At 58.7% G+C, this 13,354-nt stretch carries 10 protein-coding genes; all 10 read left to right on the forward strand.

What is annotated here, in order from left to right:
* The first annotated feature begins 28 nt into the window (after window positions 1–28).
* The 10 genes from rseP to A7D21_RS15160 all read left to right on the forward strand — a co-directional run bounded on the left by rseP (window position 29) and on the right by A7D21_RS15160 (window position 13,259).
* On the forward strand, window positions 29–1,381 hold the full coding sequence (gene rseP, locus A7D21_RS15115; RefSeq protein ID WP_069552034.1) for a sigma E protease regulator RseP: 1,353 nt from the start codon (window positions 29–31) through the stop codon (window positions 1,379–1,381).
* Window positions 1,382–1,455: 74 nt separating this feature from the next.
* Window positions 1,456–3,843 carry an outer membrane protein assembly factor BamA gene (bamA, locus tag A7D21_RS15120; RefSeq protein ID WP_053254742.1) on the forward strand — a complete coding sequence of 796 codons (2,388 nt, stop codon included), beginning with the start codon at window positions 1,456–1,458 and terminating at the stop codon, window positions 3,841–3,843.
* 45 nt (window positions 3,844–3,888) lie between these two features.
* Complete coding sequence (locus A7D21_RS15125) at window positions 3,889–4,392, forward strand: OmpH family outer membrane protein (RefSeq protein ID WP_003189173.1); 504 nt, start codon at window positions 3,889–3,891, stop codon at window positions 4,390–4,392.
* A 3-nt stretch (window positions 4,393–4,395) separates the two neighbouring features.
* Window positions 4,396–5,451: a UDP-3-O-(3-hydroxymyristoyl)glucosamine N-acyltransferase gene (gene lpxD / locus A7D21_RS15130; RefSeq protein WP_069552035.1), complete on the forward strand. Its 1,056-nt coding sequence runs from the start codon at window positions 4,396–4,398 to the stop codon at window positions 5,449–5,451.
* 111 nt (window positions 5,452–5,562) lie between these two features.
* Window positions 5,563–6,003, forward strand: coding sequence for a 3-hydroxyacyl-ACP dehydratase FabZ (fabZ, locus tag A7D21_RS15135; RefSeq protein ID WP_003172281.1), 441 nt, complete (start codon window positions 5,563–5,565; stop codon window positions 6,001–6,003).
* Window positions 6,000–6,776 carry an acyl-ACP--UDP-N-acetylglucosamine O-acyltransferase gene (gene lpxA, locus A7D21_RS15140; protein WP_053254744.1) on the forward strand — a complete coding sequence of 259 codons (777 nt, stop codon included), beginning with the start codon at window positions 6,000–6,002 and terminating at the stop codon, window positions 6,774–6,776. The genes fabZ and lpxA overlap by 4 nt, the downstream gene beginning before the upstream one ends.
* 2 nt (window positions 6,777–6,778) lie before the next feature.
* Entirely contained in the window at window positions 6,779–7,918 is a 1,140-nt protein-coding gene (gene lpxB / locus A7D21_RS15145; protein ID WP_069552036.1) for a lipid-A-disaccharide synthase, read from the forward strand.
* Complete coding sequence (gene rnhB / locus A7D21_RS15150) at window positions 7,915–8,547, forward strand: ribonuclease HII (protein WP_053254746.1); 633 nt, start codon at window positions 7,915–7,917, stop codon at window positions 8,545–8,547. Before lpxB ends, rnhB begins: the two co-directional genes overlap by 4 nt.
* Window positions 8,548–8,660: 113 nt before the next feature.
* Entirely contained in the window at window positions 8,661–12,182 is a 3,522-nt protein-coding gene (gene dnaE, locus A7D21_RS15155) for a DNA polymerase III subunit alpha (protein ID WP_053254747.1), read from the forward strand.
* Window positions 12,183–12,311: 129 nt separating this feature from the next.
* Window positions 12,312–13,259, forward strand: coding sequence for an acetyl-CoA carboxylase carboxyltransferase subunit alpha (locus tag A7D21_RS15160; protein WP_016976871.1), 948 nt, complete (start codon window positions 12,312–12,314; stop codon window positions 13,257–13,259).
* The last annotated feature ends 95 nt before the right edge of the window (window positions 13,260–13,354 follow it).

A 13,354-nucleotide genomic window follows, 5' to 3' on the forward strand; every position in this document is an offset into this window, starting at 1 on the left:
GTACTGGATTGGAATGCGGAGAAATTAGATGAGTGCGCTCTACATGATTGTCGGCACCCTGGTTGCTCTGGGTGTGCTGGTTACCTTCCACGAATTCGGCCACTTTTGGGTGGCGCGTCGTTGCGGCGTCAAGGTATTGCGCTTTTCCGTCGGTTTCGGCATGCCGTTGTTGCGTTGGCACGACCGTCGTGGCACCGAGTTTGTGATTGCCGCGATTCCGCTTGGCGGCTACGTCAAGATGCTCGACGAGCGCGAAGGTGAAGTGCCGGCAGATCAAGTGGACCAGTCCTTCAATCGCAAGACCGTTCGTCAGCGCATCGCTATTGTTGCCGCCGGCCCGATCGCCAACTTCCTGTTGGCGATGGTGTTCTTCTGGGTCTTGGCCATGTTGGGCAGCCAACAGGTCCGCCCGGTGATTGGGGCGGTCGAGGCGGGCAGCATGGCGGCCAAGGCTGGTCTGGTCGCTGGGCAGGAAATTGTTTCCATTGATGGCGAACCGACCACTGGCTGGGGTGCTGTCAATTTGCAATTGGTGCGCCGCATGGGTGAAAGCGGCACCATCAATGTGGTGGTGCGCGATCAGGACTCCACCACCGAAACGCCGCGTGAATTGGCGCTCGACCACTGGCTCAAGGGTGCGGATGAGCCTGATCCGATCAAGTCCCTGGGGATTCGCCCATGGCGTCCAGCGTTGCCGCCGGTGCTTGCCGAGCTCGATTCGAAAGGCCCGGCCCAGGCCGCAGGTCTGAAAACCGGCGATCGCTTGCTGGCGCTTGATGGCCAGGCACTGGGCGACTGGCAACAGGTGGTCGACCTGGTGCGTGTACGGCCTGATACCAAAATTGTGCTGAAAGTTGAGCGCGATGGTGCTCAAATCGACGTCCCTGTAACCTTGTCGGTTCGCGGGGAAGCCAAGGCGGCCGGGGGTTACCTGGGTGCTGGGGTGAAAGGTGTCGAGTGGCCGCCCTCGATGGTGCGGGAGGTCAGCTTCGGGCCGTTGGCCGCGATTGGCGAGGGTGCAAAGCGCACTTGGACCATGAGTGTGCTGACCCTCGAATCGCTCAAGAAGATGTTGTTCGGCGAGCTCTCGGTAAAAAACTTGAGTGGGCCGATAACCATTGCTAAAGTGGCGGGCGCTTCTGCCCAGTCGGGTGTCGCGGATTTCCTGAATTTCCTGGCTTATCTGAGTATTAGCCTTGGAGTTCTGAATTTGCTGCCCATTCCAGTACTGGATGGGGGGCATCTGTTGTTTTATCTGGTCGAGTGGGTGCGTGGTCGCCCCTTGTCGGATCGGGTGCAGGGTTGGGGGATACAGATCGGTATCAGTTTGGTGGTCGGGGTGATGTTGTTAGCTCTGGTCAACGATCTGGGACGACTGTAACGCTTCGCTGAATTGCGAATCTGCCGCATTTTGCGGCAGTTTGTTTATTGCCAGTTGGAATAAGAAAGGACTTCATGAAACGTCTGCTGCTAACTGCGGTTCTCACCGTATTGATGATCGCCGAAGTTCACGCCGAGTCCTTCACTATCTCCGATATTCGCGTCAACGGCCTCCAGCGGGTTTCCGCCGGTAGCGTCTTTGGTGCCTTGCCGTTGAACGTCGGGGAACAGGCGGATGATCGTCGCCTGGTGGAATCCACTCGTGCGCTGTTCAAAACCGGGTTCTTTCAAGATATCCAACTGGGTCGCGAAGGCAACGTCCTGGTCATCACTGTCGTTGAGCGACCTTCCGTCGCCAGTATCCAGATCGAGGGTAACAAGGCGATCTCTACTGAAGACTTGATGAAGGGCCTCAAGCAATCCGGCCTGGCCGAGGGCGAGATCTTCCAGCGCGCCACCCTTGAGGGTGTGCGTAACGAACTGCAACGCCAGTACGTTGCCCAGGGCCGCTACTCTGCGACCGTGGAAACTGAAGTGATCCCGCAGCCTCGTAACCGTGTCGGCCTCAAGGTCAACATCAACGAAGGCACCGTGGCGGCGATCCAGCACATCAACGTGGTCGGCAACACCAAGTTCGCCGATGACGACCTGATCGACCTGTTCGAGCTCAAGACCACCAACTGGTTGTCGTTCTTCAAGAACGATGACAAGTACGCCCGTGAAAAACTGTCCGGTGACCTGGAGCGTCTGCGTTCCTACTACCTGGACCGTGGCTATATCAACATGGATATCGCTTCGACCCAGGTCTCCATCACCCCGGATAAAAAACACGTCTACATTACTGTCAACGTCAACGAAGGCGAGAAGTACACCGTTCGTGACGTGAAGCTCAGCGGCGACCTGAAAGTCCCTGAAGACCAGGTCAAGTCCCTGTTGCTGGTGCAGAAAGATCAGGTGTTCTCGCGCAAGCTGATGACCACCACCTCCGAGCTGATCACCCGACGTCTGGGTAACGAAGGCTACACCTTCGCCAACGTCAACGGCGTGCCTACCCCGCACGATGAAGACCACACAGTGGACATCACCTTCGTTGTCGACCCGGGCAAACGTGCCTACGTGAACCGCATCAACTTCCGTGGCAACACCAAGTCTGCGGACGAAGTGCTGCGTCGTGAAATGCGTCAGATGGAAGGTGGCTGGGCGTCGACTTACCTGATCGACCAGTCCAAGACCCGTCTTGAGCGCCTGGGCTTCTTCAAGGAAGTCAACGTCGAAACCCCGGCCGTACCGGGTGTGGATGACCAGGTTGACGTGAACTACGCCGTAGAAGAGCAAGCGTCGGGTTCGATCACCGCCAGCGTCGGTTTCGCACAGAGTGCCGGCCTTATCCTCGGTGGTTCGATTACCCAGAACAACTTCCTTGGTACCGGTAACAAGGTCTCCATCGGCCTGACCCGAAGCGAATACCAGAGCCGCTATAACTTCGGTTATGTCGACCCCTACTGGACAGCTGACGGTGTGAGCCTGGGCTACAACGCCTTCTACCGCACCACCGACTACAAAGACCTCAACGTTGACGTTGCAAGCTATGCGATCGACAGCCTCGGTGCCGGTGTCAATATCGGTTACCCGATCAGCGAGACTTCGCGCTTGACCTTCGGCTTTACCGCGCAGCAGGACAAGATCAAGACGGGTGTGTACACCACGGATGAGATCTTCGACTTCGTGCGCCGAGAAGGTGATCAGTTCCTGAACTTCAAGGCTTCGGTCGGTTGGTCGGAATCCACCCTGAACAAAGGTGTGCTGGCAACCCGTGGTCATTCGCAAAGCCTGACTGCAGAAGCCACCACGCCGGGCAGCGACCTGTCGTTCTTCAAGCTCGACTACCGTGGCCAGTTGTTCCAGCCGCTGAGCGATAACTACACCATGCGCCTGCACACTGAGCTGGGGTATGGCGATGGTTATGGTTCGACCAGTGGGTTGCCGTTCTACGAGAACTACTATGCGGGCGGTTTCAACTCGGTCCGTGGCTTCAAGGACAGTACCCTGGGCCCACGTGGTACCCCGAGCCGTGGTCAAGCGGTAACCGGTAACCAAGGCACTACCGTTGACTCCAACAATGACCCTCTGGCATTCGGTGGTAACGTGCTGATCCAGGGTGGTGCGGAGCTTCTGTTCCCGCTGCCGTTCGTCAAGGATCAGCGTTCGTTGCGGACCTCGCTGTTCTGGGACGTGGGTAACGTGTTCGACTCCAAGTGCCAGCAGATCACCAACCCGAGTGGCGTGAAGTCGCAGACTGAGTGTAACGATATCAGCCTGAGCAACCTCGCCAGCTCCGTAGGTGTGGGTGTCACTTGGGTGACCGCGCTTGGCCCATTGAGCTTTGCTCTGGCCATGCCGATCAAGAAACCGGATAACGCTGAAACCCAGATTTTCCAATTCTCCCTCGGCCAGACGTTCTAAGCGTCTGACCCAAGATAACGACAACGGATTCTGTAGGAGTACATCGTGCGTAAGTTGACTCAATTGGTTCTGCTGGCCACTGTGCTGGTAACCACACCGGCCTTCGCCGAAATGAAAATCGCCGTTCTGAACTATCAGATGGCTCTGCTGGAATCCGACGCCGCCAAGCGTTATGCCGTGGATGCCGAGAAGAAGTTCGGTCCGCAACTGACCAAGCTGAAGACTCTGGAAAGCAGCGCCAAAGGCATCCAGGATCGTCTGGTAGCCGGTGGTGACAAGATGCAGCAAGGCGAGCGTGAGCGTCTGGAGCTTGAGTTCAAGCAAAAGGCCCGCGACTACCAGTTCCAGTCCAAGGAACTGAACGAAGCCAAAGCCGTTGCTGACCGTGAAATGCTCAAGCAGCTCAAGCCGAAACTCGACAGCGCTGTGGAAGAAGTCATCAAGAAAGGTGCCTTTGACCTGGTGTTCGAGCGCGGCGCCGTGATTGACGTCAAGCCTCAATACGACATCACCCGTCAGGTGATCGAGCGCATGAACCAGCTGAAGTAAGCCATGACCGCGACTATCAAACTCGGCGAGTTGGCCGAGTTCCTTGGGGCCACCTTGCGTGGCACCAAGGAGAAAGAAATCACTGGGCTAGCCACCTTGCAGGAGGCTGGCCCAGCTCAGTTGAGCTTCCTCGCAAATCCCCAATACCGTAAATACCTGGTCGACAGCCAAGCCGCAGCCGTGTTGCTGAAGGCCGCTGACGCCGAAGGGTTTGCCGGGGATGCGCTGGTGGTGGCCGACCCTTACCTGGCGTATGCCCGGGCGTCGCACCTGTTCGATCCAAAGCCTAAAGCTGCTGTCGGTGTTCATCCTTCAGCGGTGATCGCTGACGATGCCCAGGTCGATCCTGCAGCCAGTATTGGCGCGTTTGCAGTGATTGAGAGCGGTGCACGTATTGCTGCGGGTGTCACGGTGGGCGCTCATTGCTTTATCGGCGCGCGCTGTGAAATTGGCGCCAATGGCTGGCTGGCCCCTCGCGTGACGCTTTACCACGACGTGCGTATTGGTGAGCGGGTGGTGATTCAGTCGGGTGCCGTGATCGGTGGTGAAGGGTTTGGTTTTGCCAACTCCAAAGGTGTCTGGCACAAGATTGCCCAGGTCGGCGGCGTACTGATCGGCGATGACGTCGAAATCGGCGTCAACACCGCAGTCGACCGTGGGGCCTTGGCCGATACCGTGATAGGTAACGGCGTGAAGCTCGATAACCAGATCCAGATCGCCCACAACGTGCAGATTGGCGATCACACCGCCATGGCAGCATGCGTCGGGATTTCCGGCAGCACCAAGATCGGCAAGCATTGCATGCTCGCCGGTGGCGTTGGGCTGGTGGGGCATATCGATATTTGCGACAACGTCTTCATTACCGGCATGACCATGGTGACCCACTCGATTACCGAGCCGGGCGCCTACTCTTCCGGTACGGCCATGCAGCCTGCGGCTGAATGGCGCAAGAGTGCAGCGCGCTTGAGGCAACTTGACGACATGGCTCGCCGCCTCAAGCAGCTGGAAAAGCGTGTTGGGGACGTGACCCCTGGCGGTAATGCTTCATCAGAAGGCTGATACCATTTCCATATCAAGTGTGCACAGCCGCTAGACTGCCTCCTTGATTTGCTAGCGGGGCGTGCGTTTAGTCCGCCCGCCCCCAATCTTTATTACAGGCTTCCCCCCGAAATGATGGACATCAACGAGATTCGCGAATACCTGCCCCACCGTTACCCGTTCCTGCTGGTGGATCGTGTAGTGGACCTCAATGTCGAGGAAAAGCGCATTCGTGCCTACAAGAATGTCAGCATCAACGAACCGTTCTTCAATGGTCACTTTCCTGCGCATCCAATCATGCCGGGCGTGTTGATCATCGAAGCGATGGCCCAGGCTGCCGGTATCCTTGGTTTCAAAATGCTCGACCTCAAGCCTGCCGATGGCACGCTTTACTATTTCGTGGGCTCCGACAAGCTGCGCTTCCGTAACCCGGTCACCCCGGGTGACCAGTTGATCCTGGAAGCCAAGTTCATCAGTTGCAAACGCCAGATCTGGAAGTTCGAGTGCCAGGCCTCGGTGGACGGCAAGCCGGTGTGCTCCGCTGAGATCATCTGCGCGGAACGCAAACTATGAGTTTGATTGACCCTCGCGCAATCATCGATCCGTCGGCCGTTCTGGCCGCCGACGTTGAGGTCGGCCCTTGGTCGATCGTCGGCGCAGGTGTTGAAATCGGCGAGGGGACTGTCATCGGGCCACACGTGATCCTCAAAGGTCCGACCCGCATTGGCAAACACAATCGCATCTACCAGTTTTCCTCGGTAGGCGAAGACACCCCGGACATGAAGTACAAGGGTGAAGAAACACGCCTGGTAATCGGTGATCACAACATCATCCGTGAAGGCGTGACCATTCACCGTGGCACTGTGCAGGATCGTGCCGAAACCACCTTGGGTGACCACAACCTGATCATGGCCTATGCGCACATCGGCCATGACAGTGTGATCGGCAACCATTGCATCCTGGTCAACAACACGGCACTGGCTGGCCACGTGCACGTTGACGATTGGGCGATCCTGTCCGGTTTCACCCTGGTGCATCAGTATTGCCACATCGGCGCCCACAGCTTTTCCGGCATGGGTACGGCGATCGGCAAGGACGTTCCGGCATTCGTCACGGTCTTCGGCAACCCTGCCGAAGCCCGCAGCATGAACTTCGAAGGCATGCGCCGTCGCGGTTTCAGCGAAGACGCTATTCACGCGCTGCGCCGTGCCTACAAGGTGGTTTACCGCCAAGGGTTGACGGTCGAACAGGCCCTGACCGAACTGACCGAGCCGGCAGCGTTGTTCCCGGAAGTTGCGGTGTTCCGCGACTCTATCCAGGCATCGACCCGCGGCATCACCCGCTGATCATGGCCAATCTGCGTATCGCGCTGGTGGCCGGTGAAGCTTCCGGCGATATTCTCGGCGCAGGCCTGATGCGGGCCCTTAAGGCCCAGCATCCTGCGGTGGAGTTTATTGGCGTGGGTGGCCCACTCATGCAGGCTGAAGGTCTGACTTCTTACTTTCCCATGGAGCGCCTCTCGGTCATGGGGCTGGTGGAAGTATTGGGCCGTCTGCGTGAGCTGTTGGCGCGGCGTAAGCTACTGATTCAGACACTGATCGAAGAAAAGCCCGACGTATTTATCGGAATCGACGCGCCGGACTTCACCCTCAACATCGAACTCAAGTTGCGTCAGGCCGGTATCAAGACCGTGCATTACGTCAGCCCGTCCGTGTGGGCGTGGCGCCAGAAGCGCGTGCTGAAGATCCGCGAAGGCTGCGACTTGATGCTGACCTTGTTGCCATTCGAGGCCAGGTTCTACGAAGAAAAGGGCGTGCCGGTACGGTTTGTCGGGCACACGCTGGCCGACACCATACCGTTGCAAGCGGATCGCGCTGCTGCGCGCGCCGAACTGGGTTTACCCGACGGCCCGCTCGTAGCGCTGATGCCGGGCAGTCGAGGTGGCGAAGTCGGGCGCCTGGCCAGCGTGTTTTTTGATGCGGCCGAACGTCTTCAATCCATGAAGCCTGGTATTCGTTTCGTCTTGCCGTGTGCCAGCCCGCAACGGCGTGCACAAATCGAGACGCTGCTTGAAGGGCGCAATCTGCCGTTGACCTTGCTCGATGGCAAATCGCACCTGGCCCTTGCAGCCTGTGATGCGGTGCTGATCGCCTCGGGCACGGCGACCCTGGAGGCCTTGCTGTACAAGCGCCCAATGGTTGTGGCCTATCGTCTGGCGCCGCTGACGTTCTGGATTCTCAAGCGCATGGTCAAAAGCCCTTACATCTCCTTGCCCAACCTGCTGGCCCAGCGCCTGCTGGTGCCGGAGTTGTTGCAGGACGATGCAACGCCTGAAGCGCTGGCGCAAACGCTACTGCCCTTGATCGACGGCGGTGAAGAGCAGACCCGTGGTTTTGACGATATCCACCGCACTTTACGCCGTGACGCGTCGAACCAGGCGGCCGACGCCGTATTGACCTTGATCGGCCAACAACAGGACGCTTTATGACAACGCAAATGGGCCTGGACTTCAGCCTGGTCGCCGAAGCTCACGCGCTGGTCGCCGGTGTCGACGAAGTAGGGCGTGGCCCGCTGTGTGGCGCCGTGGTGACGGCGGCGGTGATTCTCGACCCGAACCGCCCGATTCTCGGCCTCAACGACTCGAAAAAACTCACCGAGGCGCGGCGTGAAAAACTCTACGACGAGATTTGCGAAAAAGCGCTGAGCTGGCATATCGCCCGTGCCGAAGTCGAAGAGATCGACGAGTTGAACATCCTCCATGCGACCATGCTGGCCATGCAGCGCGCGGTGGAAGGCCTGCACATCACCCCGAAAATGGCGATGATCGATGGCAACCGTTGCCCTAAATTGACGATGCCATCAGAAGCCGTGGTCAAGGGTGATAGCAAGGTGCCGGCCATCGCCGCCGCGTCGATCCTGGCCAAGGTCAGCCGTGACCGTGAAATGGCTGCTTTCGAATTGATCTACCCCGGCTACGGTATCGGAGGCCATAAAGGCTACCCGACGCCCGTTCATCTGGAAGCCCTGGCGCGCCTGGGCCCGACGCCGATCCATCGGCGCTCGTTCGCCCCGGTCCGCCTGGCTTACGAGGCGCGGGAAAGCCTCAGCGAGGTTTAGTCGCGAGGCTGATGTTTTTGCCAAGGCCCGGTACAATCCGGCCTTTAAAGCGCAGTAGCTTTAAATGCCGGATTTCCGGGCTTTGTTGTTTCTACGTTTAAGACAGGATCACTATGCCGGCTTCATTCGTTCACCTACGCCTGCACACTGAATACTCCCTGGTCGACGGCCTGGTACGGATCAAACCACTGGTCAAAACCCTGGTGGGCATGAATATGCCTGCGGTCGCGGTTACCGATCAGAACAACATGTGTTCCCTGGTCAAGTTCTACAAGAACGCCATGGGTGCCGGTATCAAGCCAATTTGCGGCGTCGACCTGTGGCTGTCCAACAAAGACCCGGATAACCCCCTGAGCCGCATCAGCCTGCTGGCGATGAACGGCGTGGGTTACCGCAACCTCACTGAGCTGATTTCCCGTGGCTTTATCGACGGTCAGCGTAACGGCTCGATCATCATCGAGCGCGAGTGGGTGGCCGAAGCGAGCGAGGGCGTGATCATGCTCTCGGCAGCCAAAGAGGGTGAGATCGGTATCGCGTTGCTCGGCGGCAACCCTCAGGAAGCCGAGGTGCTGGCCCGCGAGTGGATGCAGGTGTTCCCGGACCGCTTTTATCTGGAAGTCCAGCGCACCAATCGCCCCAATGATGAAGAGCACCTGCATGCTGCCGTGGCCCTGGCTGACAAGCTGGGTGCGCCGCTGGTCGCGACCAACGATGTGCGTTTTATCAAGAAGGAAGATTTCGAAGCTCACGAAACCCGCGTGTGCATCGGCGAAGGCCGGGCCCTGGATGACCCGCGTCGTTCGAAGAACTACAGCGAGGAGCAATACCTCAAAAGCGCCGACGAGATGGCCGAGTTGTTCAGCGACCTGCCCGAAGCCCTGGAAAACTCCGTCGAGATCGCCAAACGCTGCAACATCGAAGTGAAGCTGGGCAAGCACTTCCTGCCCAACTTTCCGATTCCCGATGGCATGACCATCGATGAGTACTTTCGCAAGGTGTCGTTCGATGGCCTGGAGGAGCGTCTATCCGTTCTGTTGCCCAAGGACACCACCGAAGACTACGACGCCAAGCGCCAGGTCTACGTTGATCGGCTGAATTTCGAGCTGGATATCATCATCCAGATGGGCTTCCCCGGTTACTTCCTGATCGTTATGGACTTTATCCAGTGGGCCAAAAGCAACGGCGTACCGGTAGGTCCTGGCCGGGGGTCGGGTGCTGGCTCGCTGGTGGCCTATGTGCAAAAGATTACCGACCTCGACCCGCTGGAATATGACCTGCTGTTCGAACGGTTCCTGAACCCGGAACGGGTTTCCATGCCCGACTTCGACGTCGACTTCTGCATGGACGGTCGCGACCGTGTGATTGAGTACGTGGCTGAGAAGTACGGCCGCAACGCCGTGAGCCAGATCATCACGTTCGGTTCGATGGCGGCGAAAGCGGTGATCCGGGACGTGGCTCGAGTACAGGGCAAGTCCTACGGCCTGGCGGATCGTCTGTCGAAGATGATCCCGTTCGAAGTCGGCATGACCCTCGAAAAAGCCTACGAGCAGGAAGAAATCCTGCGTGACTTCATCAAGGTCGATGAAGAAGCCGCTGAAATCTGGGACATGGCGCGCAAACTCGAAGGCGTGGTGCGTAACGTCGGTAAACACGCCGGTGGTGTGGTAATCGCGCCGACCAAGCTGACCGACTTTTCGCCGATCTATTGCGATGAAGAAGGCGACGGCCTGGTCACTCAGTTCGACAAGGATGACGTGGAGGCGGCCGGCCTGGTGAAGTTCGACTTCCTCGGTCTGCGCACCCTGACGATCATTGACTGGGCGCTCAAGACGATTAACCGCGAGCGCGCCAAGGTCAACGAAGAACCGCTGGATATCGCGTTTATCCCGCTGGACGACAAGCCTACCTACCAGTTGCTGCAAAAAGCCGAAACCACGGCGGTATTCCAGCTTGAGTCGCGCGGCATGAAAGAGCTGATTAAAAAGCTCAAGCCCGACTGCCTGGAAGACTTGATCGCACTGGTGGCGCTGTTCCGTCCAGGCCCGCTGCAATCGGGCATGGTGGATGACTTCATCAACCGTAAGCACGGCCGTGCCGAGCTGGCGTATCCGCACTCCGACTACCAGTACGAAGGCCTCAAGCCGGTACTGGCGCCGACCTACGGCATCATCCTGTATCAGGAACAGGTGATGCAGATTGCCCAGGTCATGGCCGGTTACACCCTCGGGGGTGCGGACATGCTGCGTCGCGCCATGGGTAAGAAAAAACCTGAGGAAATGGCCAAGCAACGGGGCGGTTTCATTGAAGGTTGCGCCACCAATAATATCGACGCCGACCTCGCCGGTAACATTTTCGACCTGGTGGAAAAATTCGCCGGTTATGGCTTCAACAAATCCCACTCCGCCGCCTACGGCCTGGTTTCGTACCAGACCGCGTGGCTGAAAGCCCACTACCCAGCGCCGTTCATGGCTGCGGTACTCTCGGCGGATATGCACAACACCGACAAGGTCGTGACCTTGATCGAGGAAGTGCGCACGATGAAGCTGCGCCTCGACGCGCCGGACGTGAACGCCTCGGAGTTCAAGTTCACGGTGAACGACGAAGGCCGCATCATCTACGGCCTGGGCGCGATCAAAGGGGTGGGCGAAGGCCCGGTGGAGGCAATCACTGAGGCGCGCCAGGATGGGCCGTTCAAGGACCTGTTCGATTTCTGTGCGCGGGTTGACCTCAAGCGCATCAACAAGCGCACCCTCGATGGCTTGATCCGCAGTGGCGCACTCGATCGCCTCGGCCCGTACTTCCATGATGAGCCGAAAGCGTATCAGGCCAATATCGACCGCAACCGTGCGGTGCTGCTGACCGCCATGGAAGAAGCGATCAAGGCGGCCGAACAGACTGCCCGCACGCATGACAGCGGCCACGCCGACCTGTTTGGCGGGTTGTTCGTCGAAGCAGACGCGGACGTGTACGGCAACCACCGCAAGGCCAAGGAATTGACCCTCAAGGAACGGCTCAAGGGTGAGAAAGACACGCTGGGCCTCTACCTGACCGGCCACCCGATTGACGAATACGAAGGCGAAATTCGCCGTTTCGCCCGTCAGCGCATCATCGACCTGAAACCGGCGCGTGACACCCAGACCGTCGCCGGCATGATCATCGCCCTGCGGGTGATGAAAAATAAGAAGGGCGACAAGATGGGCTTTATCACTCTCGATGACCGCTCGGGCCGGATCGAGGCGTCGCTGTTTGCCGATGCCTTCCACTCCGCCCAGTCGTTGTTGCAAACCGATGCCATGGTGGTGGTGGAAGGCGAGGTCAGCAACGATGACTTCTCCGGCGGCCTGCGCCTGCGGATCAAAAGGGTGATGAGCATGGAAGATGCACGTACCAATTTGGCGGAAAGCCTGCGTTTGAAGGTCAAGACCGAAGCGCTCAAAGGCGATCAGCTACGCTGGTTGGGTGACCTGCTCAAACGCCACCGCGGCGCGTGCCCGGTGACCATGGAGTACACCGGCAATGACGCCAAGGCGATGCTGCAGTTTGGTGAGACGTGGCGAATTGATCCCGCTGATGGCTTGATTCAAGCTTTGCGTGACCAGTTCGGGCGAGACAACGTCTTCCTCCAATACCGTTGACGGTCAGATACGTCTGATCTCGACTGAACATTTAATCTCGACCTAAACGCGCCTCTCCCTTAAGGTAGGGCGCGAATAGACAACCGGCTGGCCAGGCACCCCTTGGCCGTCGACCCAAGACGGACGCTTATGAACCCGAATTTTCTTGATTTCGAACAGCCGATCGCTGACCTGCAAGCCAAGATCGAAGAACTGCGCCTGGTCGGCAATGACAATTCGCTGAACATCGGCGATGAGATCGCTCGCCTGCAAGACAAGAGCAGCACGCTCACCGAAGACATCTTCGGCAAGCTGACCAGCTGGCAGATCGCGCGTCTGGCTCGCCACCCGCGCCGTCCCTACACCCTGGACTACATTCAGCACATCTTCACCGAGTTCGACGAGCTGCACGGCGACCGCCACTTCTCCGACGACGCGGCCATCGTGGGCGGTATCGCTCGCCTGGACGACCAGCCGGTGATGGTGATCGGTCACCAGAAAGGCCGCGAAGTGCGCGAAAAGGTACGCCGCAACTTCGGCATGCCGCGCCCTGAAGGCTACCGCAAGGCCTGCCGCCTGATGGAAATGGCCGAGCGTTTCAAAATGCCGATCCTGACCTTCATCGACACCCCGGGTGCCTACCCAGGTATCGACGCCGAAGAGCGTAACCAGAGCGAAGCGATCGCCTGGAACCTGCGCGTGATGGCCCGCCTGAAAACCCCGATCATCGCCACCGTGATTGGTGAAGGTGGTTCCGGCGGTGCGCTGGCCATCGGGGTTTGCGACCAGTTGAACATGCTGCAATATTCGACCTACGCGGTGATCTCGCCGGAAGGTTGCGCTTCGATCCTGTGGAAAACCGCCGAAAAGGCGCCGGACGCTGCCGAAGCCATGGGTATCACCGCCGATCGCCTCAAAGGCCTGGGCATCGTTGATAAGGTTATCGCCGAGCCATTGGGCGGCGCCCACCGTGACCCGGCTGCCGCTGCGGCGACCATCCGCGCCGAGCTGGGCTCGCAACTGGCGATGCTCAAGAAGCTGGATAACGAGGCACTGCTGGCCCGTCGTTATGAGCGCCTGATGAGCTACGGTCTCTGATCAGGCACTGATCTGACAGGCAAAGCCGTGCGAATGTGGGAGCGGGCTTGCTCGCGAATGCGCTGTATCAGTCGACCTATTCAGTGACTGACACA

Origin of the sequence: Pseudomonas sp. AP19, from assembly GCF_001728855.1 — a bacterium.
GTDB classification, from domain to species: Bacteria; Pseudomonadota; Gammaproteobacteria; order Pseudomonadales; family Pseudomonadaceae; genus Aquipseudomonas; species Aquipseudomonas fluorescens.

What these genes read in the sequence shown, in the direction of transcription:
- rseP (WP_069552034.1), top strand. Translation starts at nt 29, where the DNA reads ATGAGTGCGCTCTACATGATTGTCGGCACCCTGGTTGCTCTGGGTGTG.
- bamA (WP_053254742.1), top strand. Translation starts at nt 1,456, where the DNA reads ATGAAACGTCTGCTGCTAACTGCGGTTCTCACCGTATTGATGATCGCC.
- lpxD (WP_069552035.1), top strand. Translation starts at nt 4,396, where the DNA reads ATGACCGCGACTATCAAACTCGGCGAGTTGGCCGAGTTCCTTGGGGCC.
- fabZ (WP_003172281.1), top strand. Translation starts at nt 5,563, where the DNA reads ATGATGGACATCAACGAGATTCGCGAATACCTGCCCCACCGTTACCCG.
- lpxA (WP_053254744.1), top strand. Translation starts at nt 6,000, where the DNA reads ATGAGTTTGATTGACCCTCGCGCAATCATCGATCCGTCGGCCGTTCTG.
- lpxB (WP_069552036.1), top strand. Translation starts at nt 6,779, where the DNA reads ATGGCCAATCTGCGTATCGCGCTGGTGGCCGGTGAAGCTTCCGGCGAT.
- rnhB (WP_053254746.1), top strand. Translation starts at nt 7,915, where the DNA reads ATGACAACGCAAATGGGCCTGGACTTCAGCCTGGTCGCCGAAGCTCAC.
- dnaE (WP_053254747.1), top strand. Translation starts at nt 8,661, where the DNA reads ATGCCGGCTTCATTCGTTCACCTACGCCTGCACACTGAATACTCCCTG.
- A7D21_RS15160 (WP_016976871.1), top strand. Translation starts at nt 12,312, where the DNA reads ATGAACCCGAATTTTCTTGATTTCGAACAGCCGATCGCTGACCTGCAA.